The 25,254-nt window shown below is 68.0% G+C and carries 23 protein-coding genes; 6 read left to right on the top strand and 17 right to left on the bottom strand.

Annotated elements, in window-relative coordinates; translation table 11 throughout:
* Window positions 1–191: 191 nt before the first annotated feature.
* The gene (locus AC2EBS_RS08515; protein WP_484727960.1) at window positions 192–809 is read right to left on the bottom strand and encodes a c-type cytochrome; all 618 of its coding nucleotides are present in this window, start codon (window positions 807–809) and stop codon (window positions 192–194) included.
* Between the two features lie 69 nt (window positions 810–878).
* Between AC2EBS_RS08515 and yihA the strand changes: the two genes are divergently transcribed.
* Window positions 879–1,643, top strand: coding sequence for a ribosome biogenesis GTP-binding protein YihA/YsxC (gene yihA / locus AC2EBS_RS08510; protein WP_484727959.1), 765 nt, complete (start codon window positions 879–881; stop codon window positions 1,641–1,643).
* Window positions 1,644–1,702: 59 nt separating this feature from the next.
* Entirely contained in the window at window positions 1,703–2,590 is an 888-nt protein-coding gene (locus AC2EBS_RS08505) for an alpha/beta fold hydrolase (RefSeq protein ID WP_484727958.1), read from the top strand.
* 6 nt (window positions 2,591–2,596) lie between these two features.
* Here the strand turns inward: AC2EBS_RS08505 and AC2EBS_RS08500 are convergent, their stop codons facing one another.
* The 4 genes from AC2EBS_RS08500 to groES form a co-directional block, all read right to left on the bottom strand.
* Entirely contained in the window at window positions 2,597–4,888 is a 2,292-nt protein-coding gene (locus AC2EBS_RS08500; protein WP_484727957.1) for a patatin-like phospholipase family protein, read from the bottom strand.
* Complete coding sequence (locus tag AC2EBS_RS08495; protein ID WP_484727956.1) at window positions 4,875–6,911, bottom strand: DUF1631 family protein; 2,037 nt, start codon at window positions 6,909–6,911, stop codon at window positions 4,875–4,877. The genes AC2EBS_RS08500 and AC2EBS_RS08495 overlap by 14 nt, the downstream gene beginning before the upstream one ends.
* A 133-nt stretch (window positions 6,912–7,044) precedes the next feature.
* Window positions 7,045–8,688, bottom strand: a complete 1,644-nt coding sequence (gene groL / locus AC2EBS_RS08490; protein ID WP_484727955.1) for a chaperonin GroEL — start codon at window positions 8,686–8,688, stop codon at window positions 7,045–7,047.
* Window positions 8,689–8,738: 50 nt separating this feature from the next.
* Window positions 8,739–9,029 (bottom strand): co-chaperone GroES, encoded by a 291-nt coding sequence (gene groES / locus AC2EBS_RS08485; RefSeq protein ID WP_484727954.1) that lies wholly within the window; start codon window positions 9,027–9,029, stop codon window positions 8,739–8,741.
* A 276-nt stretch (window positions 9,030–9,305) separates the two neighbouring features.
* On the opposite strand from groES, the gene AC2EBS_RS08480 reads away from it, so the two are divergent.
* Entirely contained in the window at window positions 9,306–9,617 is a 312-nt protein-coding gene (locus AC2EBS_RS08480; RefSeq protein ID WP_484727953.1) for a hypothetical protein, read from the top strand.
* A gap of 117 nt (window positions 9,618–9,734) precedes the next feature.
* Here AC2EBS_RS08480 and AC2EBS_RS08475 read toward each other — a convergent pair whose 3' ends face one another.
* From AC2EBS_RS08475 to AC2EBS_RS08460, 4 genes are all read right to left on the bottom strand, one after another.
* Window positions 9,735–10,742 (bottom strand): magnesium transporter, encoded by a 1,008-nt coding sequence (locus AC2EBS_RS08475; RefSeq protein WP_484727952.1) that lies wholly within the window; start codon window positions 10,740–10,742, stop codon window positions 9,735–9,737.
* 145 nt (window positions 10,743–10,887) lie between these two features.
* A complete protein-coding gene (locus AC2EBS_RS08470) occupies window positions 10,888–11,694 on the bottom strand; it encodes an SDR family oxidoreductase (RefSeq protein ID WP_484727951.1) in 807 nt (268 codons plus the stop codon).
* Entirely contained in the window at window positions 11,691–12,497 is an 807-nt protein-coding gene (locus AC2EBS_RS08465) for an alpha/beta hydrolase (protein ID WP_484727950.1), read from the bottom strand. The genes AC2EBS_RS08470 and AC2EBS_RS08465 overlap by 4 nt, the downstream gene beginning before the upstream one ends.
* A 3-nt stretch (window positions 12,498–12,500) precedes the next feature.
* Window positions 12,501–13,901, bottom strand: coding sequence for a flavin-containing monooxygenase (locus tag AC2EBS_RS08460; protein WP_484727949.1), 1,401 nt, complete (start codon window positions 13,899–13,901; stop codon window positions 12,501–12,503).
* A gap of 159 nt (window positions 13,902–14,060) precedes the next feature.
* Between AC2EBS_RS08460 and AC2EBS_RS08455 the strand changes: the two genes are divergently transcribed.
* On the top strand, window positions 14,061–14,690 hold the full coding sequence (locus AC2EBS_RS08455) for a TetR/AcrR family transcriptional regulator (RefSeq protein WP_484727948.1): 630 nt from the start codon (window positions 14,061–14,063) through the stop codon (window positions 14,688–14,690).
* 312 nt (window positions 14,691–15,002) lie between these two features.
* Here AC2EBS_RS08455 and AC2EBS_RS08450 read toward each other — a convergent pair whose 3' ends face one another.
* From AC2EBS_RS08450 to AC2EBS_RS08435, 4 genes are all read right to left on the bottom strand, one after another.
* Window positions 15,003–15,977, bottom strand: coding sequence for a porin (locus AC2EBS_RS08450; RefSeq protein ID WP_484727947.1), 975 nt, complete (start codon window positions 15,975–15,977; stop codon window positions 15,003–15,005).
* A gap of 66 nt (window positions 15,978–16,043) precedes the next feature.
* The gene (locus AC2EBS_RS08445; protein ID WP_484727946.1) at window positions 16,044–16,874 is read right to left on the bottom strand and encodes an ABC transporter permease; all 831 of its coding nucleotides are present in this window, start codon (window positions 16,872–16,874) and stop codon (window positions 16,044–16,046) included.
* Window positions 16,871–17,704, bottom strand: coding sequence for an ABC transporter ATP-binding protein (locus AC2EBS_RS08440; RefSeq protein WP_484727945.1), 834 nt, complete (start codon window positions 17,702–17,704; stop codon window positions 16,871–16,873). The genes AC2EBS_RS08445 and AC2EBS_RS08440 overlap by 4 nt, the downstream gene beginning before the upstream one ends.
* Window positions 17,705–17,819: 115 nt before the next feature.
* On the bottom strand, window positions 17,820–18,869 hold the full coding sequence (locus AC2EBS_RS08435; RefSeq protein WP_484727944.1) for an ABC transporter substrate-binding protein: 1,050 nt from the start codon (window positions 18,867–18,869) through the stop codon (window positions 17,820–17,822).
* Between the two features lie 322 nt (window positions 18,870–19,191).
* On the opposite strand from AC2EBS_RS08435, the gene AC2EBS_RS08430 reads away from it, so the two are divergent.
* Window positions 19,192–19,992: a hypothetical protein gene (locus AC2EBS_RS08430; protein ID WP_484727943.1), complete on the top strand. Its 801-nt coding sequence runs from the start codon at window positions 19,192–19,194 to the stop codon at window positions 19,990–19,992.
* Here AC2EBS_RS08430 and AC2EBS_RS08425 read toward each other — a convergent pair.
* Genes AC2EBS_RS08425 through AC2EBS_RS08410 form a run of 4 tightly spaced genes read right to left on the bottom strand, consistent with a single transcriptional unit; the run spans window position 19,979 to window position 24,735 of the window.
* Complete coding sequence (locus AC2EBS_RS08425) at window positions 19,979–21,244, bottom strand: M20 family metallopeptidase (RefSeq protein WP_484727942.1); 1,266 nt, start codon at window positions 21,242–21,244, stop codon at window positions 19,979–19,981. The genes AC2EBS_RS08430 and AC2EBS_RS08425 overlap by 14 nt on opposite strands.
* Entirely contained in the window at window positions 21,241–23,028 is a 1,788-nt protein-coding gene (uraD, locus tag AC2EBS_RS08420; RefSeq protein ID WP_484727941.1) for a 2-oxo-4-hydroxy-4-carboxy-5-ureidoimidazoline decarboxylase, read from the bottom strand. The genes AC2EBS_RS08425 and uraD overlap by 4 nt, the downstream gene beginning before the upstream one ends.
* Before the next feature lie 2 nt (window positions 23,029–23,030).
* A complete protein-coding gene (gene puuE, locus AC2EBS_RS08415; RefSeq protein ID WP_484727940.1) occupies window positions 23,031–23,990 on the bottom strand; it encodes an allantoinase PuuE in 960 nt (319 codons plus the stop codon).
* Between the two features lie 10 nt (window positions 23,991–24,000).
* Window positions 24,001–24,735 (bottom strand): GntR family transcriptional regulator, encoded by a 735-nt coding sequence (locus AC2EBS_RS08410; protein ID WP_484727939.1) that lies wholly within the window; start codon window positions 24,733–24,735, stop codon window positions 24,001–24,003.
* Between the two features lie 54 nt (window positions 24,736–24,789).
* On the opposite strand from AC2EBS_RS08410, the gene uraH reads away from it, so the two are divergent.
* Window positions 24,790–25,143, top strand: coding sequence for a hydroxyisourate hydrolase (gene uraH / locus AC2EBS_RS08405; RefSeq protein WP_484727938.1), 354 nt, complete (start codon window positions 24,790–24,792; stop codon window positions 25,141–25,143).
* The last annotated feature ends 111 nt before the right edge of the window (window positions 25,144–25,254 follow it).

Here is a 25,254-nt window from a genome sequence, read left to right as displayed (position 1 = left end):
GCTGGGGCGCCGGGGCCGGCTGCTCCGGCAGAGCGTTCGCGGGCGACGTCAGGGCGGTGTCGGACATGGGCGGAGATTGTCGCGTTGTGTCTGCACGGCAGGTGCAGATGCAAAAAATGGCCGGGCTAAGCCGCGGCCATTTCTGTGGGGTCTTGCTATTCGACCGGCTGGCCCCGGTTCGGGGCGATCGATCAGCGCAGGCCGGCGATGTAGTCGGACACGGCCTTGATCTCGCGGTCGTTCATCTTCGCCGCGATCGCGACCATCTGGGCACTGTTGCCGCGGCTGCCGGCACGGAAGGCGAGCATCTGCGCCTCGGTGTAGTCGCTGTGCTGGCCGGACAGGCGTGGATACTGGGCGGGCATGCCGGCACCGTTGGGGCTGTGGCAGGCGGCGCAGGCCGGGATGGCGCGGTCGGCGATGCCGCCGCGGTAGATCTTTTCGCCCAGCGTGACCAGGGTCTTGTCCTTGGCTGCGCCCGGCTTGGCGCTCTTGCTGGCGTAGAACGCGGCGACGTCCTTCATGTCCTCGGGCGTCAGCGCCGCGACCATGCCACTCATCACGGCGTTCTTGCGCTTGCCTTCCTTGAACTCGATCAGCTGCTTGACCAGATAGTCGGCATGCTGGCCGGCGATGATGGGGTTGGCAGGGCTGCCACGCGAGCCATCGACGGTGTGGCAGGCCACACAGACCTGCGTGGCGATCGCTTGGCCCTTGGCCAGATCAGGCTTGGCCGGTGCCTTGGTTTCGGCAGCGCCGGCGGTGGCGGCGACGAGGAGGCCCGACAACAGGAAAGCGGCAGTCTTCATGAGTTTTCTGGTTTCGGTAAGCGCAACCCGGCGATTTTACAATGGCAATTCAGTCAGACCGGTAGCTTCATGACCAACCCCACTCCGAACCGTCCGCCAGCCCAGGCGCCCGAGATGCCTGTCGCCCTGGAGGCACCGTCGGACAAGGCGGTGTTGGCCTGGGCCCACACGGCCCGTTTTCTCACCACCGCCAGCGAACTGCATCACCTGCCGGCGACCGAGCTGCCGGAGATTGCCTTCGTCGGCCGCTCCAATGCTGGCAAGTCCACCGCCATCAACACGCTGGCGCAGCAGAAGCGCCTGGCCTTCGCGTCTAAGACGCCCGGCCGCACGCAGCACATCAACCTGTTCGCGCTGGGGCCCAAGGACGAGCCGGACGCGCTGTTCGCCGACTTGCCCGGCTACGGCTACGCGGCCGTGGCCCGCGGTGCCAAGCTGCGCTGGCAGAAGGTGATGGCCGATTACCTGGAGATCCGCCGCAGCCTTTCAGGCGTGGTGCTGATGGTCGACTCGCGTCTGGGCCTGACCGACCTGGACAAGCAGTTACTCGACTTCGTCGGCCCGCGCGTGAGCACGGGCGAGGTCAAGCTGCTGGTGCTGCTGACCAAGGCCGACAAGCTCAACCGCAAGGAAGCGAACGCAGCGCTGGAGCAGCTGCAGGACTTTCTTGGCGGCATGGCCACCGAGGCGGCGGACATCTCGGTGACGCTGTTCTCGGCGCTGAAGAAACAGGGCGTGGCCGACGTGGCGCAGATCCTCTTCGAGTGGGTGCACAGCGCGCCCAGACTGCCGGCCATCGGTGAAGTCCCGGCCCCGGGCCTGTCGCCGGCTTGACAGGAAGGCGGCGAGCCGCGCCGCCATACTCGGCGCCCTCAGCACCTGGAGGGCCCGCCTTGATCGAGACATACACGCTGCAGCTGCCGCACGGCATTGCGCTGTCCTGCCGTGCCTGCGGACCGGTAGACGCGCCGCGCATCGTACTGCTGCATGGCTTCCCGGAGGCTGCCTTCATCTGGGACGAGGTGATGCTGTCGCTGGCAGACCGCTACCGCTGCATCGCGCCCAATCTGCGCGGCTTCGAGGACTCCTCGCATCCTGCCGGGGTCGAGGCCTATCGCGCCAAGCATCTGATGGCCGACATCGTCGCGCTTGTTGCGCAGACCGGTGACGGGCCCTTGGCGGCCCTGGTGGCACACGACTGGGGCGGTGCGGTGGCCTGGAACCTCGCGGTGCAGCGGCCCGAGCTGATGCAGCGCCTGGTCATCGTCAACTCGCCGCACCCCGGCACCTTCCTCGACGCGCTCAAGCACGACCGCGCGCAGCAGGAGGCCAGCGCCTACATGAACTTTCTGTGCCGCGCCGATGCCGAGGCGTTGCTCGCAGAGAACGACTTCGCGCGTCTGTGGCCTTTCTTCGCCGGTCCTGATGGGCAGGCGCCTTCCTGGCTCGACGAGGCCACGCGCGAGCGCTATCGCGCGCTGTGGCGCCGAGGGCTGACCGGGCCGCTGAACTATTACCGTGCCTCGCCGATGCGTCCGGCCACCGCCACCGATCCCGGTGCCGCGGCGCTGGAGTTCGCGCCCGAGTTCGTCACCGTCAGGCTGCCCACGCTGGTGATCTGGGGCGAGCAGGACCACGCGCTGCTGCCGGTGCTGGTCGAGGGCCTGGAGCGCTACGTGCCGCAGCTGAAGCTGCAGCGCGTGCCCGATGCCGGCCACTGGGTGATCCACCAGCAGCCGGCGCGGATCGCGGCGCTGATCCGCGCCGAGCTCGAGGCTTGAGCGCGCTCAGGGCCGGCCGATGAACAGGTAGACCTCGGTGCCGCCGCGTGGTGCGTGGCCGATGCCGAGGTACAGCGGCCCCAGGCCCGTGTCAGCGCCGACGAAGACGCTGCCGGCATAGCGCAGATCGGAGAGGCTGACGTTTTGACGGCGGTTCCAGGCATTGCCCGCTTCGAGCGAGGCGCCGACGACGAAGCTGCGGGTCAGCAAGGGCGTCTCGCTCAGTCGCATGTAGTAGCTGGCGCGTCCGAAGAGCAGGGTATTGCCGCTGATCTGACCGGGCTTGTAGCCGGAGAGCTGCTGAAAGCCACCCAGCGTGTAGGGGCCTTGCGCCGAGCTCTCCGGCTGATGCGCCACCAGCGCGCGGCCATAGAGGTTCAGCGTGTGTGCGCCCCAGCTCTTCACGCCGGTGGCCTGCAGCTCGAGACGGTTCGCCTCGTCGCGTGCTTGCGTGGCGCTGGACTGGTGTCCGGCCAACGCCTCGAGCTGAACGCGGTAGCCGCGCTGCGGGAAGTTGGCGTAGTCGAGCTGGTCCACCACCGCGCGAAGGCGCAGCATGGTCTCGCTCCAGGTTTCGTCGAACACGCTGTCGGGCACCGACATCGACACCAGGTCTGGGCTGATGCGCCAGCGCTGGTGCACGATGCCGGCGCGCAACTCGCCCAGCCTTCCCCAGGGCTGGCCGAGGTCGAGGCCCGAGGTGCTGCCGCTGCGACCCAGGCGTGCGACGGCACGGTTGCTGTCCGGGGCATAGATGTGGATGGCACGGCGGTCCAGCTCGCCCCAGCCGGAGAGGAACCAGTCGCTGGACTGGCCGATGGTCAGCGCCAGCGGCTGGTAGAGCTCGCTGTACAGCCGTGGCGTCTGGCCGATGGTCAGCTGGTTGCGCCATTCGGTGCCGCGCTCGGTGAGCCAGTGGCGGTTGTGGCTGACGCGCAGGTTGAAGGCGCTTTCGCCGCTGAAGTCGGTGCTCAGGTCCAGGCCGATGCGGAAGTAGTTCGGCCCCCAGGGCTTGTCTTCCAGCGCGAAGACCAGCGCATCGCCCTGGCTGCGCGGCTCGATGCGGTAGTCCACGCGCACATAGTCGCCCGAGGAGGCGAGCAGGCGCAGGTCGCGTTCGGCCTTGACGGGATCGAAGGCCGCACCGGGCTGCGACTGCAGCTGTTTGCGGAATCGTTCCGGATGGGTCTGCCCGCTGCCCTCGAACGTCACGGCGGCCAATCGCGGCGACTGCGGCGCGCTGCGTTGGCGCTCCAGCTGCCACTGCGCATAGGCCTCGGGCGGCAAGGCGAGCGGGCGCAGCCGCGCCAGCAGTGCTTCGGCCGCCTGCTCGCCGGCGGCGATGAACTCGCGCGCTCTATCGAAGTCGCTGGCGCTGAGCTTGTCGAGTCTCGGTGTGATCAGCAGATCCTGCTCCCACAGGCTGGCCAGGCTGCGCTGCACGTTCTGCTCGGTGAGGATGTTGATCATCTGCGCGGTCAGGCCGACCACCGAGCCCAGCGTTTCGCGCCCCGCGATCGGCGTGCCGACATTGACGACGATGAGCCGCTCGGCACCCATGCGCCTGGCCACGTCCACCGGCACGTTGTTGACCAGGCCGCCGTCGCCGAGGATGCGGCCCTGCCATTCGATGGGCGCGAACACGCCGGGCACGCTCATGCTGGAGCGCAGCGCCAGCGCGAGGTCGCCATGATCGAGCACGACCTGCGCGCCGCTCTCCATATCGGTGGCCACGGCGCGGAAGGGCGTGGGCAGCGCATCGAAATGCTCGACGCGCGAGACCGGCAGTGTGAAGCGGCGCAGCAGCAGCTCCAGACCGCGGCTGGACAGCGTGCCCTGCGGTGCGCGCAGCTCGCCGCCGCGCATGCCCACCTCGATGGCGGGCGAGAACTCGAAATCCTCCTCCTTGCGCCGTTGCGAGAGCAGCTGGCGGTCGACGCGGCTGTTGAACAGCTGCGACCAGGAGATGCTGGCGAGCTCCTGCTCCAACATCGCGGCGGACAGTCCGCTGGCGTGCAGTCCACCGATGATGGCGCCCATCGAGGTACCGGCGATCAGGTCCACTGGGATGCGCTCGCGCTCCAGCACCTTCAGCACACCGATATGCGCCAGCCCGCGCGCGCCGCCGCCGGAGAGCACCAGACCGACGCGCGCGGCAGCGCTGGCCTGGGGTCGCGCCGGCAGGGGACTTGCTGCTGCGCCGGGCAGATCGGTCTGGGCCGCGGCAGGCAGCGCCAGCAGCAGCGCGGCGAGCCAGCCTGCGCCCAGCGCACGCCGCTTCGCGTCAGCCCGGGTCACGGTCGAGGTTCTGCATCAGTTGCTCGATGGCGCGCTGCACCAGGGTCTGTTCCTCGAGCTGGGTGATCAACCCGTTGACGAACAGTCGCTCAACCGCACCGCGCGTCAAGGGGTGGTGCTGTTGTGCATCCTGCCCGACGAAGAGGAAGAGCTGTCGGCTGTCGCTGATCGCGGTGATCTGCGCGGTGATCCATTCGCTTTGCACGAACAGGTGATACCAGGCGCCGATCTGCAGCTGCGCCATCCAGTCGTCGAGCACGACCTGGGTCTGGGCCGCGTCGGCCTCGAGCGGCAGTGGGACCGTGGGCAAGGTGGCCCGATCCACATGGGCGTGGAAGAACTCGCTGGCCAGCCGCGATTCGCGCTCGTCCAGCAGCGGCTGCATCGCCGTCGGCGTCGAGGCGGGTGCTGCGACGGGTGTCGCGGCCGGGCGCGTCGGTGTCGCCGGGCGCTCGGGCCGCGTGGCCTGTGCCGGCTGGCCCAGCAGCAGGCGGCCGTGCAGCTGTATCAGGTCGTCGAGCATGGCCTGGCGCTTCTCTGCCGCCAGCTGGACCCGCTCCATGCCCTGTTCGATGCGTTGCACGAGGCCGGGCAGGGCCTGGCGCAGGCCTGCGCGTTCGGCCTCGCTGGCAGGGACGTGCAGGCTCTCGAGCAGCTCGTCGACCAGCTCGATCGCCGCCAGGGCTTCGGGGGACTCGCGGCCATGCTCGACCATCGCATCGACGATCACCTCCACCCAGACGCCGCGCAGGAAGGCGCGCAGCATCGGGCTGGTCTGCACCGTGGCCCTCGCCTCGCGCAGCTGGGCATCGATCTGCTCACGCAGCACGCGCTGCCAGGCCCCGCGCTGCTGCTGCCGCTCCAGCCTGGCCAGTGCCGTGCTGCTGGCTTCGCCGCGCTGGCGCGCCTGGCTGGCGATGAAGTCCTGCAGTGCCTTGTGGACTTGCTCGAACATGGCGGCGGTCGGCTGAGCCTGGCTCAGCAAGGGCTCGATCAGTTCGTCGAGGAAGACAAGAAACTGCTGCAGATGCGCATCGTCGGGGCGCTCGAAGCCCATGCCGTGTGCCGCCACCTGATTCAGCAGCCGCCAGGTCGGGTGGTCTTGCTGGCGCAGCAGGCCCAGGTCGACATGGGCCAGACGTGCCACGGCCACCTGCAGCCGCGCCAGGCGGGACTTCACCGGCGGCAGCAGATAGGGGTCGGCGAGGATCTGGTCGTAGAGCCGCGCGAGCAGATCGGTGCCCGGCGCCAGCGAGGCCGGACCGAGCAGTGCCGGCCCACGGCCGCCCAGCAGTTGCGGGCGCGAGGACAGCAGGTCCAGGCGCTCCGACAGCTGGTCCAGCGAGGCGGGTGCGGTGGGCGTGAGCGGGCCGTGCAGCGAGGCATCGACCGCCTGCCGGTGTCGCAGCAGGTCTTCCGACTGCGGCCGTCCGTGGCTGACGACGAGCTGGCTCAGTTCCGCCCTGCGCAGTTCGGTGCACAGCTGCGCATAGAGCTGGTGCAGCGCCTCGGCCAGTGCCGGTGCTGCCGCCTGCAGCAGCGCGTAGCGGCCCTGCGCGTCCAGCGACAGCTGCTGTTCCATGGCCTCGTAGAAGGCCTGCGCGAAGAGCGCCGGGCGCAGCGGGTTGTCATTCTTGCGCGCGCGTGCAGTACCCCGCAGTGCGGCGAAGAAGTTGCCCAGTTGCAGCAGCTCGGCGCCGCTGCGCTCCTCGACGGCGCGGATCGCATGCGCGATCGCCACGTCCTTGAGTGCCTGGGCTTCATCCACCAGGCTCAGGCCTCGGGCGCCGGAGGCCTGCAAAGGGTCGGCGCCGCTGGCCGCCGCCTGGATCAGCGTCGGCAGCTGCTGCAGCAGGTTCTGTTGCACACGCAGACCCTGACGCTGCCAGACCTCGTGCAGATGGTGATGCTGCATGCGCTGGCGAAGCGCCGCAGCGACATCGTCGACGAAGCGCCGCGTCAGCGTGGGCAGCAGGACGAGTGCGTCGTCGACGAGGATCTGCAGCGTAGGGGCAGAGGCCATATTGCGTTGCCCGGCGGCGAGGGCGGTGATGCGATTGTTGGGCGCATTATCGAACCGGACGGCAATGAAAAAAGGGCCGCTGTGTAGCGGCCCTTCCATGAAGCGAACGCGGGGTAGCGTTCGGCAACGCTTCTTACATGTCCATGCCCATGCCGCCCATGCCGCCCATGCCGCCGCCCGGCATGGCCGGAGCTTCGTCCTTGGGAGCCTCGGCGACCATGCACTCGGTCGTCAGCATCAGCGAAGCCACGGAGGCAGCGTTCTGCAGCGCGGTGCGGGTCACCTTGGTCGGGTCCAGGATGCCCATCTCGATCATGTCGCCGTAGGTGTCGTTGGCGGCGTTGAAGCCGAAGTTGCCCTTGCCTTCCAGCACCTTGTTGATCACGACGCTGGGCTCGCCACCGGCGTTGGCAACGATCTCGCGCAGCGGGGCTTCGATGGCCTTCAGGATCAGCTTGATGCCGGCGTCCTGGTCGGCGTTGTCGCCCTTGATATCGCCAGCCGCCTGACGGGCGCGCAGCAGGGCCACGCCACCGCCGGCCACGATGCCTTCTTCCACAGCAGCGCGGGTGGCGTGCAGCGCGTCTTCCACGCGGGCCTTCTTCTCCTTCATCTCGACTTCGGTGGCAGCACCGACCTTGATGACGGCCACGCCGCCGGCCAGCTTGGCCACGCGCTCTTGCAGCTTCTCGCGGTCGTAGTCGCTGGTGGCTTCTTCGATCTGGATGCGGATCTGCTTGACGCGGGCTTCGATATCAGCGGCAGCGCCGTTGCCGTCGATGATGGTGGTGTTTTCCTTGCCCACTTCGACGCGCTTGGCCTGGCCCAGGTCAGCCAGCGTGACCTTCTCGAGCGACAGGCCCACTTCCTCGGCGATCACCTTGCCGCCGGTCAGGATGGCGATGTCTTCCAGCATGGCCTTGCGACGGTCGCCGAAGCCCGGAGCCTTGACGGCCACGACCTTCAGGATGCCGCGGATGGTGTTGACCACCAGGGTCGCCAGGGCTTCGCCTTCGACTTCCTCGGCGATGATCAGCAGCGGACGGCCGGCCTTGGCCACAGCTTCCAGCGTGGGCAGCAGGTCACGGATGTTGGACACCTTCTTGTCGTACAGCAGCACGAAGGGGTTGTCCAGAATGGCGGCCTGCTTCTCGGGGTTGTTGATGAAGTAGGGCGACAGGTAGCCGCGGTCGAACTGCATGCCTTCGACGACGTCCAGCTCGTTGTTCAGGCTCTTGCCGTCTTCGACCGTGATCACGCCTTCCTTGCCGACCTTGTCCATCGCCTCGGCGATGATGCCGCCGACGTCGGAATCGCTGTTGGCCGAGATCGTGCCGACCTGGGCGATTTCCTTCGAGGTGGTGGTGGCCTTGGAGGCTGCCTTCAGCTGGGCGACCAGGGCCTGCACGGCCTTGTCGATGCCGCGCTTCAGGTCCATCGGGTTCATGCCGGCGGCCACGTACTTCATGCCTTCGCGCACGATGGCCTGAGCCAGCACGGTGGCGGTGGTGGTGCCGTCACCGGCGTTGTCGCTGGTCTTGGAAGCGACTTCCTTGACCATCTGCGCGCCCATGTTCTGCAGCTTGTCCTTGAGCTCGATCTCCTTGGCGACCGAGACACCGTCCTTGGTCACGGTGGGGGCGCCGAAGGAGCGCTCCAGCACCACGTTGCGGCCCTTGGGGCCCAACGTGACCTTGACGGCGTTCGCCAGGATGTTCACGCCTTCGACCATGCGGTGACGGGCGTCGGAACCGAAGACAACGTCTTTTGCTGCCATTTGTATTTCTCCGAATTCAGTGAATCAGTACAGGAAGTCGCGGGAAGGATTTACTTGTCGACGACCGCGAACAGGTCGTCTTCCTTCATCACCAGCAGTTCTTCGCCATCGACCTTGACGGTCTGGCCGCTGTACTTGCCGAACAGCACGCGATCACCCACCTTCACGTTCAGGGCAACGAAATCACCCTTCTCGTTGCGCTTGCCCGGGCCAACAGCCAGCACCTCGCCCTGGTCGGGCTTCTCGGCGGCGTTGTCGGGGATGACGATGCCAGACGCGGTCTTGGTCTCGTTTTCCAGGCGCTTAACGATCACGCGATCGTGCAGAGGACGCAGTTTCATTACATCTCCTTGAGATATCTCGGTGCTTGAAGCAGGGTGCGCAGTCAACCGAGCACCCATTCACATGCGAAGACCCGACGCAGACGGTGTCTGGCGGGTCGTTAGCACTCGGTCTTGGTGAGTGCTAGCGAAGTCATTATAGGGTTGACGCTGCGGCTTTCAAGTAGGCGCCGCGACGATGGGAGTCGGCTGTCGTGCGAGGTGATGACTGTATAAAAAACCAGTATCATGTGCTGACGGTGCCCAGCAGCCTGGGTACGTCAGACGGGAGCCAGCATGAACCTGAACCTGAACGATCCTGACAGCATCGTCGCCTGGTGGAGGGTCTACCCAGGGCGGCATTGGGCCTATCTCGAGTACTACGCAGTGCATGCCCAGGCGCAGTTCCAGCCGGCGATACGCCAGGCGCAGCGGCGCATCGCCGCCGATCCGCTGTTCGCGAGCGCGCTGGTCGACATTCCGGTGGCTGCCGCAGGCGGATCCCGGCTGCGGCCCGGTGAGATGGCGGTCGACGATGCCACCGGTGCCGGCCGCGCCGATGGCGGCGATGAACGCATGGCGTGCGAACCGATGCTGCTGGCCGCCTGATCGATTGCAGTTGCCAGGGCGTCTTCTCGATACCCCGGCATTTGGCCCGGCGACCTCCGTGTTGCCGGGCCATTTTTTTGCCGCCTGGCGACGCTATCGGCGCTGGCGCTTGGCCCCTCAGGGCAGCACCAGCGAGACGCAGCCGAAATAGATCAGCAGGCTGAGCACGTCCTGCAGGATGGTCGCCAGCGGCCCGCTGCCATAGGCCGGATCGGTGCCCAGGCGGCCCAGCAGCCATGGCAGCATCAGCCCCAGCACCGAGGCCAGCATGCTCGCCAGCGCCAGTGCGCCGGTCACCGCCGCAGCCAGCGAGAGCTCGCCAAAGGCCAGCCAGATCATCGGGAAGGCCATCGCTGCCAGCGCCAGGCCGATCAGTGCACCGGTGCGCAACTCGCCGCCGATCAGTCGCGCCAGCCCCACGTGGCTTAGCGACAATCCGCGCACCGCCACCGCCTCGCTCTGCGTGCCTATCGCGTCGGCCAGATAGACCAGGCCCGGCACGAAGAAGGCCAGCGCCGGCTTGGCGGCCAGGGCCGACTCGAAACGCGCCACCACCATCGTTGCCACCATGCTGCCCAGCAGGCCGACGGCGAGCCAGGGCAGGCGGTGGCGCACCCGGCGCAGCGGCGGCGCCTCGATGGCGTGGCGGGCCAGCTCGGTTTCGCGCGTGATGCCGGCCAGACGGTGGATGTCCTCGATGTGCTCGCGGCGCAGGATGCTCATCAGCGTGCCCGGCCCGACCACGCCGACCAGGCGCCCGTTGGCGTCGACCACCGGCATCGCTGCGACGCCATGCTGCAGCGCGATCGACGCCATCATCTCCTGGTCGGTGTCCGGCGATACCCAGGGGCCGTTGTGGCGAGCCGCCTGGCCCACCGGCATCTCGTCGGGCAAGGCGAGAAGTTCGGCGGCCTCCAATGTGCCGAGCAAGTGCTGCTTGCCATCGACGACGCACAGCAGATGCCAGCCGAGCAGACCCCCGTCGCGCACCCGCTGGCGCACGGCCCGCGCCGAATCCTCGGCCGCGGCAACCAGCACGCCATGCGGGACGACATGCCCGCCCGAGCTTTCCGGCACGGCCGGCGCAGCTGGGGGCGTGGCGATGGTGTTGGTGGCGGAGCTCATCGGCGGGTGCAGTCCTCGCAGGACAGGGATGCGCACATTGTCGGCTGCTGGCCGATGTGTCGATCGGCCCCTTCATCGATGAAGCGCACGCCCGATGCTGAGTCAGCCTCCTTGCACGCGGGCGCTCGGGCCAGTTGTGCGCAACTCAACTGCCGGTGGTGACCTTCATCGCGAGCCGCTGCAGCCCCTGCGGCAGGGCGCCGTTGATCGCCACCAGGGCGCGCAGCACCGGGTTCTTCTCCACCGGCCAGTGCACGCGGCGCGCGCCGGTGGCGGCGCGCCAGACCACCTCGGCCACGTCCTCCGGGCCGAGCTTGACGCCCAGCCGGCTGATCAGCGCGTCCTTGCCGTGGTCGGAGAGCATGCCGGTACCGACGAAGTTGGGCATCACGTCGCAGACCCAGATGCCATGGCGGTCCCACTCCAGGTTCAGCGCCTCGGTAAAGCCGCGCACCCAGAACTTGCTGGCCGAGTAGACCGCGAGGCTGGGCACGCCGTAGTTGGCCGAGGCCGAGCTGAGGTTGACCAGGCGCGCGCCGGGCGTTGCGGCGAGCAAGGGAAAGGCGCGATGGCTGCAGTACAGCAGGCCATCGTTGTTGATGTGGTTGATGCGGCGCTGCCGCTCCAGCGGCAGCGTCTCGAAGGCACCCATCTCCAGCACGCCGGCGTTGTTGATCAGCAGCTGCAGCCCTTGGCCGCAGGTCTCGGCGAAGCGCGCGAAGACCGCGTCCACCGCGTCGGCGTCGGCGACATCCAGCACGGCGTCGAAGATGCAGGCGCTGCCCAGTTCGGCACGCAGCGGCACCAGCGCCGCGGCATCGACATCGGTGATCGCCAGTTGCCATCCGCCTTGCGCGAAGCGCCGTGCGCAGGCGCGGCCGATGCCGGCGCCGGCGCCGGTGATGAAGGCGATGCGATGCGCCGCGTCGGCGCTCATGCGGGGCTTGCTCATGCCTGTTGTACTCCCTTCCTGCTGCTTGTAATCGCGATCAGCCAGTCGGCGGCTTCGTCGGCGCGCTCGGCCCAGCCGGGTTCCTCGGCCAGCGGCCAGTGGCCGTGCTGAGCATATTCCCGATAGTCCAGCCTGTCGCGCCCATACAGGCGCGACAGCGCACGGCTCACGCCGATCGGCACGATATGGTCGCGCTGGCCGGCCATGGCCAGCAGCGGGCAGGAGATCGCGGCAATGTCCGCCCGGTTGCTGCCGCCCAGGTTCAGCGGCCCGAAAGCGGCTTGCCAGGCCAGGCGGCCGGATTCGGCCTGCATGCCGGCATGCAGGCGTTCGCGTGCCGGCTTGGGCACCGCGTTGAACAGCAGCAGCTCCGCCTCCCAGCGCGACAGCCGGAAGGCGCGTCGCCAGCTGCCCCAGCGCAGGAAGTGACGCGTCAGCGCCGGCCACATCACCGGGCGCTGCGGGAATACCGGCGCCGGCGCGGCGCTGCACACCAGCACGGCAGCGGCCAGTGCGCGCCGGGCCGCCACCATCTGCGTCAGCAAGCCACCCAGCGAATGGCCGACCAGGGCCACCGGCCTGGCCATGGCGTCGAGCTGCTGCTCTATCGATGCGAGGCAGTCTTCCAGCCCCAGGCCGTCGAGCCGTGCCGCATCGCCGCCGCCGTGGCCGGGCAGGGCGATGGCGCGCGTGTGCAGCCCGCGCGCCTCGAAGCGCGCCCGCCAGTCGTCCCACACCCGCGGCGTGCTCCACATGCCGTGCACGAACACCACCTGCAGCGGTGCCGGCGCGCTGCTGCGCATCGCTCAGGCTGCCCTGAGCTGTGGCCGCGCCGCGGGCGGCAGCTTGTAGTGGCCTGGCCGGCCGGCCGGCGCTTCGCCGATGTCGATGCCGGCCTTGGCGAGCTCGGCCTTGAGCTCCTTGCGGAAGCGGTGGTAGTCCACCTCGACCGCATGGCGCTGGCCGCCCTCGAAGTCGAAATGAGGATGCTCGATCTCGTGGCGGATCGCCGCCTGGATGTCGGCCGGGCGCCGGTAGCGGCCGAGGATTTCTTCGCAGGCGATGCGCGCCTGGTAGTCGGCCAGCGGCCAGATGCAGCCCAGCGGCTGGAACAAGCCGATGAAGTAGAGGTTCTGGTGCTCGGCATGCAGCATCTTGCGATACAGCGGCACTTTCTCTACATGCTTGAAGTTGATGAAGCTCTGGTCGAAGAAGGGGAAGGTGGTCCAGAAGCCGGTGCAGGCGCAGATGATGTCGAAGCGCTCGCGGCGGCCGTCGACGAACTGCACATGGTCGCCATCCAGCTTTTCGATCGCCGGGCGCGGCTTGATCTTGCCGTGGCGGATGAAGTCCAGCAGGTCCGAGTTCAGCGTCGGGTGCATGCGCAGCGCGCCCACCTTGGGCTGCGGCAGCCCATAGCGGCTGTAGGGCCCCTGCATCAGCTTGAGCAACTGCGTCGTGGACCAGTTGCGCAGCCACGAAGGCAGCCATGAGCTGCCGGACGCGAACACATCGGACGGCTTGCCGAACATGAACTTGGGCACGAACCATTGCGGGCTGCGCATCGACATGCAGACGTTGCCGGCCAGCCGGGCGGATTCCACTGCCACATCGCAGGCCGAGTTGCCGGCGCCGATCACCAGCACCGACTTGCCGCGCCAGCCGTCGTCCACGCCCTTGAAGTCGTGCGAGTGCATGAAGCGCCCGCTGAACTGTCCCGGGTACTGCGGGATCTTCGGGTCCCAGTGGTGGCCGTTGCAGACCATCAGGTGACTGAAGTACTCGGTCTTCGCCTGGCCCTCGGCGTCGCGGAACTCCACCTTCCAGCGCCCATCGTCCTCGCGGCTGACCTTGTCCACCGTGTGCTTGAAGTGCACGACATCGAGCACGCCGAAGCGGCGCGCGTAACTGTCGAAATAGGCCTGCAGCTGGCGGTGGTTCGGATAGTCCGGATAGTCGTCCGGCATCGGGAAGTCTTCGTACTCCGACCAGGCCTTGGAGCTGATGATGTGGGTGTTGTCGTAGACGCTGGAATGGCCGGTGGCGGCATTGAACACCCAGTTGCCGCCGACCTTGTCGTTCTTCTCGAACACCACCACCGGCAACCCGGCGGCGATGCAGTTCTTCGCCGCGGCGATGCCGCTGGGGCCGGCGCCGATCACGCAGACGCGGTGGCTTCCGGTCGGGTTGGTCTGGCTTGCTGCCATGGCTTGTCTCCTGCTGGCCTTGCCGGCCATGTGCTTGATTGGGGGAAGCCGACTCGAGCGGATAAGATCCGACACATGTCAGGTTCGGCGGGAATCTAACTTTTGTCGGATTCATCCTCAACGCGGGTTTCTCCCAGGCGCGGTCAGGGCGGCACTGCGGTGTCGGCGCCTGTGCCTGCGCGGGCGCGCCGGCCGGCGCAGGCGCGCTCGCAGGAGCGCGTCGAGGCTGCGCTGGCCGCCGCCGAGGCCATGGTTGCGGCCGTCGGCCCCGAGCAGACCTCCATTCCCGAGATCGCCAAGGCCGCGGGCATTCCGCGCGCCAGCCTCTACCAGTTCTTCCCCGACAAGTACGTGCTGCTGGCGCGCCTGGCCGAGCGGCATCTGGCCGAGGTGGCGGCGGTGGTGGAGGCTGCCTGCGCGCGCCATGCGCAGGCCCCGATCGAGCGGCTGAGCCAGGCGCTGGTCGATGCAGCCTCCGACTACTACGACAGCCAGCCGGTGGCCAGCATGCTCGTGCTCGGCGGCCCGTGGAGCCCCAGCGCCTACCGCGCGCAGGAGGTCACGGTGGCGCGCATCGGCGACGCGGTGCGGCGCACCCTGCAGGCGCGCGAGCCCGAGCTGCGTCTGCCGCGCCGCCCCGATGTCGCCACGCTGATGGTGGAGATGGCCTTCGCCTGCATGAAGCACGGCTACTTCAGCGAAGGCCGCATCACGCCGGCAGTGCGGCGCGAGGCGGTGCGGGCGCAGGTGGCTTACTTCGCGGCTTTGGTGGCGGGGGCGGCGCGCTGAGTTGCGCTGAACCGGTGCTGTTGGGCGGGCAGTCACTGCGGCGTTTGAGCGGGGCAGCGACGGGCCGGGGCGATTTGCTCCGTGTCCCCCGGCCCCACTGCGTGGGTCCTCCTCCTTTTACCTGCGCAAATCGCCCCGGCCCATCGCTGCCAGCACCACGGTGGCACGCGACTGGTGGCGTGCCACGGTGGTGCGCGGAGTGATGCAGCGTACTTGCGCCGCCCCGCGCAGGACGGAATGAGCGACGGCTGAACAAGCAAAAAGGGCCGCCCCGCGGCGACCCTTTGACTGAAAAGCTGCGCAGTCGCCAGCTTAGAAGCGATGCCGCACGCCCACGCCGTAGCTGGTGCCGCTGCTCAGGCCCTTGACCTTGTCGCTCATGTAGGCGGCATAGACATCGGTGCGCTTGGACAGGTTGTAGTCGTAGCCCACGGTGTAGGTCGTGCGGTCGGCCGTGACCGAGCCATCGATATGGCCCCACTGAGCAAGGACCTTGCCGCCAGCCAGTGGGACAGCGACGCCCAGACCGGTGATGGTGAAGTCGCGATTGAGCGTGGTGTTGTCCACCTTGGCGTACTGGCCGAATGCCTTGGCGACGCCGAAGTCGTAGGAGGCGCCCAGCTGCCAGGTCTCGGTGTCGTCCACCGTGGCGCCCTTTTGCACCTTCTGGTAGTTCAGCGCGGCACCGAATGCACCCGAGCCGTAGCCGATGTTGCCGCCCCAGTTGCGGCCGCCGCCACCTTCGCCCAGCGCGGCGATCAGGCCGGCGCTGAAGCCGCCCATCTTCGGCGCGATGTAGTGCAGCGAATCGCTCCAGCCGGTGTCGCCGGTGACGGTGCTGCTGGTGAAGGTGTGGCGGATCGCCGGCGAGAAGCCGAAGGAATCACCGAAGGCGTTGAAGCTCAGCGTACCGACGAACAGCGGCGTGGTGTTGCGGCCCAGCTTGAGCGTGCCGAGTTCCTTGCTGGACAGGCTGACGAAGGCGCTGCGCGCCCAGAAGGCATCGCCGCCGAAGCGGCCGGCAGTGCCGCCGTCGGGCTGCATGAAGCTCTCGATCGCGAAGCTGGCGGCGAGGCCGCCCCCCAGGTCTTCCTTGCCGGAGAAGCCGATGAAGCTGGTGGTCATCGCACCGCTGTCGACCTTCTTCACCGCCTTGGCGCCCGGGTTCTTGAACGAGCCGGCGGCCAGGTCGACCAGGCCGTACAGCGAGACGCTGGATTGCGCCTGTGCCGTGGCACCGAACAGGGCCAGCAGCGCCGCTGCGGCGAGTTTGTTGCGGGTAGTCATCGCGTTTCCTTTTTCTTGGGTGGTTGCAAAAGGGGAGAGGGAAGGTGAGAAGGCGCTCTTCGGCGCTCAGTGGTTGTTGCCGCCGCCGCGGTGCGCCCAGCCGGTCAGGCGACGCTCCAGCACCGCAAAGACCTCGTACATCAGCATGGCCATCGCGCCGACCACGACCAGGCCGGCGAAGGCCAGGCCCATCTGCATCGACGCGCCGGCGGAGATCAGCAGATAGCCGATGCCCTCGTTGGCGGCGGTCATCTCCGATACCGTGGAGCCGACGAAGGCCAGCGTGATCGCCACCTTCAGCGCGGCAAAGAAATAGGGCAGCGAGCGTGGCAGGCCCACCTTCATCAGCACGTCCCAGCGCCGCGCGCCGAGCACGCGCAGCACGTCCTCCAGCTCGGGCTCCAGCGTGGCCAGGCCGGTGGCGATATTGACCATGATGGGGAAGAAGCTGATCAGGAAGGCGGTCAGGATCGCCGGGCCGATGCCGATGCCGAACCACACCACCAGGATGGGCACGAAGGCCGCCTTGGGCAGCGCGTTGAAGCCGGTCATCAGCGGGTACATCGCCTTATAGGCCAGCTGCGAGCTGCCCATCAGGAAGCCCAGCAGCACGCCGACGACGATGGCGATGCCGAAACCCGCCAGCGTCACCCAGAAGGTGCGCCAGGCATGGCCGAGGATGGTGGCGTGGTGTTCCCACAGCGCGCTGCCGATCGCGGCGGGGCTGGGGAAGATGAACTCCGAGATTTGCAGTGCGCTGCACAGCAGCTGCCACAGCAGCAGCAGCGCGACGAGCAGCAGCCAGGCGGCATAGCGCTGAAAGAGGCGGTGCGGCGCCGGGCGCAGCGGTGGCGCGTCGGGCGTCTTCACCGAGCCGGCGGTGCTGTCTATGCTCATTGCGCCACCTCCGCAGTGCCGCTCTTCCCGACATGACGCAGGGCGCCGATATGGCCGCGCAGCTCGTGGACGATCTCGGTGAAGGCCGGCGTGTAGGTGATCTCCAGCTCGCGCGGGCGCGGCAGCTCGATCTCGCGCCGGTGCAGGATGCGGCCGGGGCTCTTGCTCATCACATAGACGGTGTCGGCGAGGAACACGCTCTCGCGCAGGTCGTGCGTCACCAGGATCACGTTGAAGCCTTTCTGAGCCTGCAGGTCGCGCAGCGCGCACCACAGCTCCTCGCGCGTGAAGGCGTCGAGCGCGCCGAAGGGCTCGTCGAGCAGCAGCAGCTGCGGCTCATGGATCAGCGCGCGGCAGATGCTGGCGCGCTGCTGCATGCCGCCGCTGAGCTGCCAGGGGAACTTGTCCTCGTAGCCGGCCAGGCCCACGCTGGCGAGCAGCGCACGGGCGCGCTCGGCGTACTCGGCCTTCTTGCTGCGCAGCTGCGAGCGGTGCGGCTCGACGATCTCCAGCGGCAGCATCACGTTCTGCAGCGTGGTGCGCCAGGGCAGCAGCGAGGCCGCCTGGAAGGCCATGCCGCTGATCTTCAGCGGCCCGGTCACCGGCTGGCCATCGACGAAGATCTCGCCGCGGCTGGGCTGGCGCAGCCCGGTGGCCAGCTTCATGAAGGTGGACTTGCCGCAGCCCGAGGGGCCGACGATGGCGACGAACTCGCCGCGCTTGAGCGACAGCGAGATGTCCTCGACCGCGAACTTGCCCTCGGCCCAGAGCTGTTCGTTGTAGGCCAGCCAGACGCGCCGGAAATCGACGAAGGATTCGGTACTGCTCATCGCTCGTAGTTCTCTCTGCTTGGAACGCGTGGCCGAGCGGATGTCGCCGATCCGGCTTCGCCGGGCGGCCGGCATCGCCCCCTCGAGGGGGCGCGCGAAGCGCGTAGGGGGTGGGTCATTTCTTCTTGACGGGAGGCAGCACGTCGAGCTCGGCCTTGCTGGGCAGGAAGCTGCCATTCCACACCGCATCGGGCTGCACGCGCGTCTTGGTGTTGTAGGCGTCGGAGATCTGGCTGGCCATCAGGCTCAGGCGCGGGGCCATCACCTGGCCGAAGCCTTCGGCGCGCGCATCGGGGCTGGCGACGACGGCGTCGATGGCCATGCGAAGCCGGCGCTTTTCCAGCGCTTCGTTGATGATGCCGTCACGTTGCTTGACGAAGGCGATCGCCGCGTCGGGATCGGCCATCACCTCCTTGGCGCCCTTGGCAAAGGCTTTGAGGAAGGCCTTGATGACCTCGGGCTTCTCCTTGATCAGCTTCGGGCTGGCGATGATCGCGTTGCCGTAGAGCTTCACCCCGTAGTCCGGATAGGCGAAGGTCACCACTTCCTCGGCCTTCACGCCGCGCGCCTCGAGGTTGAGCAGCGAGGTGAAGGAGAAGCCGGTGATCGCATCCACATCGCCGCGCACCAGCATGGTCTCGCGCAGCGGCGGATCCATGCTGACCCAGCTGACCCCCTCGAGCTTGTTGGCCTTGGCGAAGATCGGGAAGCCGCGGCGTCCGGCGTCGAACACCGGAGCGCCGAGCTTCTTGCCGGCCAGGTCGGCAACGCTCTTGATGCCGCTCTTCTTCAGCGCCAGCACCGCGGCCGGCGTGTTGTTGTAGACCATCATCACCGCGACGGGCTTGTTGGGCGCGTCGGGGTTGTTGGCGTGGAACTCCATCAGCGCCGCCAGGTCGGCGAAGCCCATGTCGTAGGAGCCCGAGGCCACGCGAGTGACCGCGCCGCCCGAGCCGTTGCCGGCGTCCAGCGTGACATCCAGACCCGCGGCCTTGAAGGTGCCCTTGGCGATGGGTTGCAGGAACAGCGCGGACGGTCCCTCGAAACGCCAGTCGAGTTGGAACTTGATCGGCGTCTGTGCCTGAGCCAGCGGAGCGAGCAGGGCAGTTGCGGCAGCCAGCGTGGTGCTGCGCAGCCAATGGCGGCGGGAAAGCGAAGCGGTCATCGGGGTGTCTCCGTCAAGCGATGGGTCGAGATACCCCAATGGAGCAAGCTCCGTGCCATCGCGCGTTTGACGCACGCGCACGCACCTACGCGTGAGCGCTCACGCGTGTGCGCCTGCGCGTGCGCGCTGCAGGGGCGTGCGGCACCAGCGTGGGGCTGCCCTGTGCCCTGCGGCGGGGCGCTGCCGAGCGAAAGCCGGGCGGCCTTGCGGCAACTGGGGATTGCCTGGTCGGTGTGCCAGGCGATCCACTGCGGCCACGGTGCCGCGCGGCCCGCCGCGCAGGCCACTGCATCGATGGCAAGCCAAGCATAGGGAGACCGAGATGAGCGAGACCACAGCGAGCGGCAACACGCTGCTCGACCGCATTGCCAAGCTGTTCAGCGTGCTGACCGATGCCTGCAAGTTCCTCGTGCTGCTGGCGCTGACAGTGTTTGCCTTCGCCGCGTTCGCGCAGCCGGGCTGGGCACAGAAGAAGCTGGCCGAGCTGGGCCTGAAGGTCAAGGAGATCGATGCCTTCGGCGTCAAGCTGGTGGCCAACGATGCCTTCGACATGGCCAAGGACCTGGCCGAGGCCAAGGTCAAGCTCGACGAGCTGCGCACGCAGGCCGCGCAATCAGGTGGCAGCGTCAGTGCGGCCGAGATCGTCAAGGTGAGCGAAAAGCTCGACACCGTGCGCGACGCGCTGGGCCGCCAGGGCGAGGCGCTCAAGGGCGTGCAGCAGCAGGCCGGCATTGCCGCAGTGCCGGTGCCCGAGACCGGCTGGGTCTATGTGGGACGGCTGCCCGAGCAGGGACCGTGGCAGCCGGGCTGGAGCATCGACGGCAAGCAGAGCGCGATCAAGGACGGCAATGTCGCGAAGCTGGTGCTGCGCGCCGACACCGTGGTGCTCGGCAACGGCAACGACTGCACGCGTCAGGCGATGACGGACATCCAGCCGCCCAGTGCGCAGGAACTGCAGGCGCCGCAGATCCTGCTCAGCGGCGACGCCAAGGCCGAGCTGGAAGTGCTGTCCACCGCGCGCTGCCCGTCGGTGGGCAATGGCCAGTGGATGTACGCCAAGGTGCGGGTGCGCGCCAGCGACGTGAAATTCGTCAAGTACGGCGATCTGCTCAAGCCGCGCTGAGCAGATCGCAGAGCGTGCGTGCCACCACCTTGGTGGCGCGCTTCAGGTCGGCGAGCACGAGATGCTCGTCGGCGCGCTTGGCATTGCTCTCCAGCACGGTGCGCGGGCCGGCGCCGTAGATCGCCGCCGGGATCCCTTGCTCGCCATAAAGGCGCACATCGGTGTAGAGCGGCGTGCCCGAGGTGGGGATCGTTTCGCCGAACACCTCGCTGGCATTGCGCTGCAGCGCCTCGACCAAGGGTTTGTTGCCCGCTAGCGGCTTGAGTGCGCGCGCCAGCAGCAGGCGCCTGATCTCCACCGTGATGCCGGGGCAGCCGGCGGCCGCGCGGGCGATGGTGTCGCGGATCGCCGCTTCCACCGCGACCGGATCCTCCTCGGGGATCATGCGGCGATCGAGCTTGAACACCACCTTGCCGGGCACGACATTGGTGTTGGTGCCGCCTTCGATACGACCGACGTTCAGGTAGGGGTGGCTGATGCCCGGCACCTGGCTGCGGATCGCCTTGTACTCGCCGTTCAGCGCATAGAGCGCGTTGAGGATCGCGACCGCGCCCTGCAGCGCATCGACGCCGGTGTCGGGAATCGCCGCGTGGGCCATCTTTCCGTGCACCGTGACTTCCATCTGCAGGCAGCCGTTGTGCGCGGTGACGACCTGGTAGCTGAAGCCGGCGGCCAGCAGCAGGTCCGGCTTGGTCAGGCCATTCTTGAGCAGCCAGCCGGGGCCGAGCTCGCCGCCGAATTCCTCGTCGTAGGTGAAGTGCAGCTCGACCTGGCCCTGCAGTGCTGCGTCAAGGGATTCGAGCGCGCGCACCGCGAAGGTGTAGCTGGCGAAGTCGCTCTTGCTGACTGCCGCGGCGCGACCGTAGAGCTTGCCGTTGACGATCTCGCCGCTGTAGGGGCCATGCGTCCAGCCTTCGCCGGGCGGCACCACATCGCCATGGGCGTTGAGCGCAATGGTCGGGCCACCCTCGGCGAAGCGGCGGCGCACGATCAGGTTGGTGATCGACTCCAGGCCATAGGCCTTCACCTCGTCGGCTGGTACCGGGTGGACTTCAGCCTCGTAGCCGAAGTCCTTCAGCAGCTCGGCGGTGCGGCGCGCATGCGGCGCGTTATTGCCCGGCGGCGTGTCGGTGGGCACGCGCACCAGCTCCTGCAGGAAGCGCACTTCCTCGTCGAAGTGCGCGTCGATCCAGGCGTCGAGCCGGGCGTGGAGTGCGCTGCTGCCAGTGCTGTTGCTACTGCTGCTGCTCATTGGAATTCCCCGGCCAGGTCGTGCAGCAGGCGCTCAAAGGCCTGCACGCAGAGCTGGGCGTCGTCGTTGCTGATGGATTCGAGCGGGTTGTGGCTGATGCCGCCGTTGAGACCGCGCAGGAACAGCATGGCTTGCGGCATCAGCTTGTGCAGCATCATCGCGTCGTGGCCGGCGCCGGACGGCAGGCGATGCACCGGCAGGCCCTGGGCGCGCACGGCGGCCTCCCAGCGCGCCATCCAGGTTGGGTCGCTGGGCGCGGCGTCCACCGCCATGGTCTGTTCCAGCGTGTAGCGGATGCCGCGGCGCGCGCAGATGCGCTCCAGCTCGGCCTTGACATCGGCGTCGAGCGCATCGCGGGCTTCGTTGGTGGTGGCGCGCAGGTCCAGGCTGAACTGGCAGCGGCCGGGGATCACGTTGATCGAGCCGTTGGGAACCTGCAGCTGGCCCACCGTGCCCACCACGTCGGGCACCGAGGCGGCGCGCTTTTCCACGAACAGGATCAGCTCGGCCATCGCGGCAGCGGCATCGCGGCGGCGATCCATCGGTGTGGTGCCGGCATGCGAGGCCAGGCCGATCAGCTCGCCAAGATAGCGCAGGCTGCCGTTGATCGACGTGACCACGCCCAGCGGCAGGTCCAGCTCGTTGAGCACCGGACCCTGCTCGATGTGCACCTCGACGAAGCCGAGGTACTGCGCCGGATCGCGCTTGAGTGCGGCGATCGCCTCCAGCGTGCCGGGCAGGCCGGCGGCCAGCATCGCCGCGCGCATCGTGATGCCGTCGGCATCGGTCTGCTCCAGCCAGGCAGGATCGAATTCGCCGGTCAATGCGCCGGACGAGAGGAAGCCGGCCTTGTAGCGCTGACCTTCCTCCTCGGAGAAGGCGACCAGCTCGATGCCGAAGGGCAGGCGGCGGCCCTGGCGTTGCAGCTCGCGCACGCAGGCCATGGGCACCAGCACGCCGAGGCGGCCGTCGTACTTGCCGCCGTTGCGCACCGTGTCGTAGTGGCTGCCGGTCAGCAGGCGCGGTGCTTGCGGCGTCGCGCCGTGATAGATGCCGACCACATTGCCGACCGCGTCGATGCGCACCTCGTCGAAGCCGCAGTCCTCGCGCATCCAGGCGGCCAGCTGCTTCGCCGCAGCCTGGTGTGCGTCGGTGAGATAGGTGACGGTGAGCTGCCCTTGCTCCTTGTAGCCGGGGTCGGAGTGCTGGGCCAGCGCCTCGGCCCAGTCCCAGACCAGATTGCCCAGCTCGGGCTGCACGCCGAACTTGTCGTTCAGGCGGATCTCGGCGATGCGATGGATCTGGCGAAGGCACTCGGCACGTTCCACATCGGGATGCGCATGCAGGCGGCGCGCGAAGGCGGCGATGATCTCGCTGCGCGTCAGCCCCAGGCCACGCGGGCCGCGCACCGCGAGGATGAAGGGCCAGCCGAAGCGTGCCTTGTAGTCGGCGTTGAGCTGCTGCAGCTGCGCGAACTCGTCGGCGCTGCAGTGCGTCAGGCCGGCGCGGCTTTGCTCATCGGTGGATTCGGCGGTCAGCGTCTTGGCCACCATGGCCTTGCCGGCCAGCTCGGGGTGGGCGCGGATCAGGCCCAGCTGCTCGGCAGGCGAGGACTCGCGCACCACGCGCGCCAGCGCATGCTTGAGCTGCGCCAGGCTGGCGAAAGGCCGTGCCGCTGCAGCGCGCTCGGCGATCCAGGGCGAGTGCTCGTAGGTGCCATCGAGCAAGCGCACGAAACTCTCGGTGTCGGCTGCGTTCAGCTGCTGCAGGCTCAGCGTGCTCATGCTCATTCCCAGATGAAAGCAGTCTTGGCGTCGAAGGGATGCGTCGCGCGCCAGTGGCGGGCGATGTCCACGCGGCGGCAGACCCAGACGCGGTCGTGCTTCTCGATGTGGTCGAGGAAGCGCTGCAGCGCGCGCATGCGTCCGGGACGGCCGAGCAGCCGGCAGTGCATGCCGATGCTCATCATCTTCGGTGCCTCGTCGCCTTCGGCATAGAGCACGTCGAAGCTGTCGCGCAGGTAGTCGAAGAACTCGTCGCCATGGCTGAAGCCCTGCGGCAGCGCGAAGCGCATGTCGTTGCAGTCCAGCGTGTAGGGCACGACCAGATGCGGCGCCAAGTCACCGTCGGTCTTCCTCACCTGCAGCCAGAAGGGCAGGTCGTCGCCGTAGTAGTCGCTGTCGTATTCGAAGCCGCCGAAGTCGGCCACCAGGCGTCGCGTGTTGGGGCTGTCGCGGCCGGTGTACCAGCCTGACGGTCGCTCGCCGGTCAGGCGCTGGATGATGTCCATGCCGGTTTCCATGTGCTGGCGCTCGGTCGCCTCGTCCATGCCCTGGTAGTGGATCCAGCGCCAGCCATGGCAGGCGATCTCGTGGTTCAGCTCGACGAAGGCGCGGGTCAGCTCGGGGTGGCGTTCCAGCGCCATCGACACGCCGAACACGGTGAGCGGCAGCGCGCGCTTCTCGAATTCCTTCAGCAGTCGCCAGACACCGACGCGCGAGCCGTATTCGTAGATGCCCTCCATGCTCAGGTGCCGCGCCGGATAGGCTGACGGGTTGAACATCTCGGAGAGGAACTGCTCCGAGCCGGCATCGCCATGCAGCACCGAGTTCTCGCCGCCTTCCTCGTAGTTCAAGACGAACTGCACGGCGATGCGCGCCTGGCCGGGCCATTGCGCATGCGGCGGATGCTCGCCGTAGCCGATCAGGTCGCGGGGGTAGCGGGGAGCGGGTGTGAGCGGATTCATGGTTGCCGGCTTATGGCTGAAGGGGCGCGAGCGCGCTCTTCAGATCGTTGACACGCGGGTTCAGGCGCAGATTGGCTTCCACATTGCCGAGGTGCGCGTCGAGCAGCTTCTGCACCGCGCGCTTGTCGCCGGCCTCCAGCGCATCGACGATGGCGACATGCTCGTCCGACGAAGCCGCGGCCGAGTGGCTGCTCTGGTACATCAGCGAGATCAGCGAGCTGCGCGACAGCAGGTCGGAGAGCAGCTGCGCCAGCACCTCGTTGCCCAGCATGCGCGCCAGCAGCACGTGGAAATCGGCGAGCAGCCGCGTGCGGCCGCTGACGTCGGTGCGCTTGATCGCCTCGCGCTCCTGCTTCAGATGCGCGCGCAGCGTCTTGACCTGCGCCGGAGTGATGCGCCCGGCCAGCTCGACCAGCATCGCCGATTCGAGCAGCTTGCGCACTTCGAAGACCTGGCGCGCCTCCTCGACGCTGGGCTGGGCGACGAAGGCGCCGCGCGCCGGCTCCAGCGTCACCAGACGGTCGCGGCTGAGCTGGTTCAAGGCCTGGCGCACGAGGGTGCGCGAGCAGTCGAAGATATCGGCCAGCTGCTGCTCGGCCAGCTTGGTGCCGGGCATCAGCCGGCGCTCCACGATGGCCTGCGTGATGGACGCGGCGATGCGCTGCGTCGTGGTCGTCACGCCGTCGGCCAGGGTCGCGGAAGAGGAGGCGGCGGCGAGCATGGCGCTCGTCTTCTTGCTGCTCATTGTGTTCCGAAGTGTATACACTTTCGGTCTGAATCCGAAACCGAGGAGCGTGTGATGGGCAAGCTGAGCACCCATGTGCTGGACACGATGAACGGCTGCCCGGCTGCGGGCATGGGCGTGCGGCTCTATCGCATCGTCGACGGCGAGCCGGTGCTGCTGAAGACCCTGGCGCTGAACGCCGATGGCCGCGCCGATGGGCCGCTGCTGGACGGTGCTGCGCTGCTGCCGGGCCGCTACCGGCTGGTCTTCGCGGTGGCGGCCTACTTCAGGGCGCGCGGTGCGAACCTGCCCGAGCCGCCTTTCGTCGACGAGGTGCCGCTGGATTTCGGCATTGCCGACGCCGGCGCGCACTACCATGTGCCGCTGCTGGCCAGCCCCTGGGCCTACTCCACTTATCGTGGCAGCTGAAACAGGCTCCCCCCCTACGCGCTGCGCGCGCCAAGGCGCAGAGGCCTTGGCCGTTGCTAGGCACAGCCAGTCCTCAGGACTGACTGTGTCCGAGCAACGCCCCCTCAAGGG

The organism is Roseateles sp. T103 (assembly GCF_057219915.1).
Note: the sequence above shows the minus strand (reverse complement) of the source record. Positions and strands in the feature narration are given on the sequence as shown.

Coding starts and splice junctions, on each gene's coding strand:
- AC2EBS_RS08515 (WP_484727960.1), bottom strand. CDS start 809: ATGAAGACTGCCGCTTTCCTGTTGTCGGGCCTCCTCGTCGCCGCCACC.
- yihA (WP_484727959.1), top strand. CDS start 879: ATGACCAACCCCACTCCGAACCGTCCGCCAGCCCAGGCGCCCGAGATG.
- AC2EBS_RS08495 (WP_484727956.1), bottom strand. CDS start 6,911: ATGGCCTCTGCCCCTACGCTGCAGATCCTCGTCGACGACGCACTCGTC.
- groL (WP_484727955.1), bottom strand. CDS start 8,688: ATGGCAGCAAAAGACGTTGTCTTCGGTTCCGACGCCCGTCACCGCATG.
- groES (WP_484727954.1), bottom strand. CDS start 9,029: ATGAAACTGCGTCCTCTGCACGATCGCGTGATCGTTAAGCGCCTGGAA.
- AC2EBS_RS08480 (WP_484727953.1), top strand. CDS start 9,306: ATGAACCTGAACCTGAACGATCCTGACAGCATCGTCGCCTGGTGGAGG.
- AC2EBS_RS08475 (WP_484727952.1), bottom strand. CDS start 10,742: ATGAGCTCCGCCACCAACACCATCGCCACGCCCCCAGCTGCGCCGGCC.
- AC2EBS_RS08470 (WP_484727951.1), bottom strand. CDS start 11,694: ATGAGCAAGCCCCGCATGAGCGCCGACGCGGCGCATCGCATCGCCTTC.
- AC2EBS_RS08465 (WP_484727950.1), bottom strand. CDS start 12,497: ATGCGCAGCAGCGCGCCGGCACCGCTGCAGGTGGTGTTCGTGCACGGC.
- AC2EBS_RS08460 (WP_484727949.1), bottom strand. CDS start 13,901: ATGGCAGCAAGCCAGACCAACCCGACCGGAAGCCACCGCGTCTGCGTG.
- AC2EBS_RS08450 (WP_484727947.1), bottom strand. CDS start 15,977: ATGACTACCCGCAACAAACTCGCCGCAGCGGCGCTGCTGGCCCTGTTC.
- AC2EBS_RS08445 (WP_484727946.1), bottom strand. CDS start 16,874: ATGAGCATAGACAGCACCGCCGGCTCGGTGAAGACGCCCGACGCGCCA.
- AC2EBS_RS08440 (WP_484727945.1), bottom strand. CDS start 17,704: ATGAGCAGTACCGAATCCTTCGTCGATTTCCGGCGCGTCTGGCTGGCC.
- AC2EBS_RS08435 (WP_484727944.1), bottom strand. CDS start 18,869: ATGACCGCTTCGCTTTCCCGCCGCCATTGGCTGCGCAGCACCACGCTG.
- AC2EBS_RS08430 (WP_484727943.1), top strand. CDS start 19,192: ATGAGCGAGACCACAGCGAGCGGCAACACGCTGCTCGACCGCATTGCC.
- AC2EBS_RS08425 (WP_484727942.1), bottom strand. CDS start 21,244: ATGAGCAGCAGCAGTAGCAACAGCACTGGCAGCAGCGCACTCCACGCC.
- uraD (WP_484727941.1), bottom strand. CDS start 23,028: ATGAGCACGCTGAGCCTGCAGCAGCTGAACGCAGCCGACACCGAGAGT.
- puuE (WP_484727940.1), bottom strand. CDS start 23,990: ATGAATCCGCTCACACCCGCTCCCCGCTACCCCCGCGACCTGATCGGC.
- AC2EBS_RS08410 (WP_484727939.1), bottom strand. CDS start 24,735: ATGAGCAGCAAGAAGACGAGCGCCATGCTCGCCGCCGCCTCCTCTTCC.
- uraH (WP_484727938.1), top strand. CDS start 24,790: ATGGGCAAGCTGAGCACCCATGTGCTGGACACGATGAACGGCTGCCCG.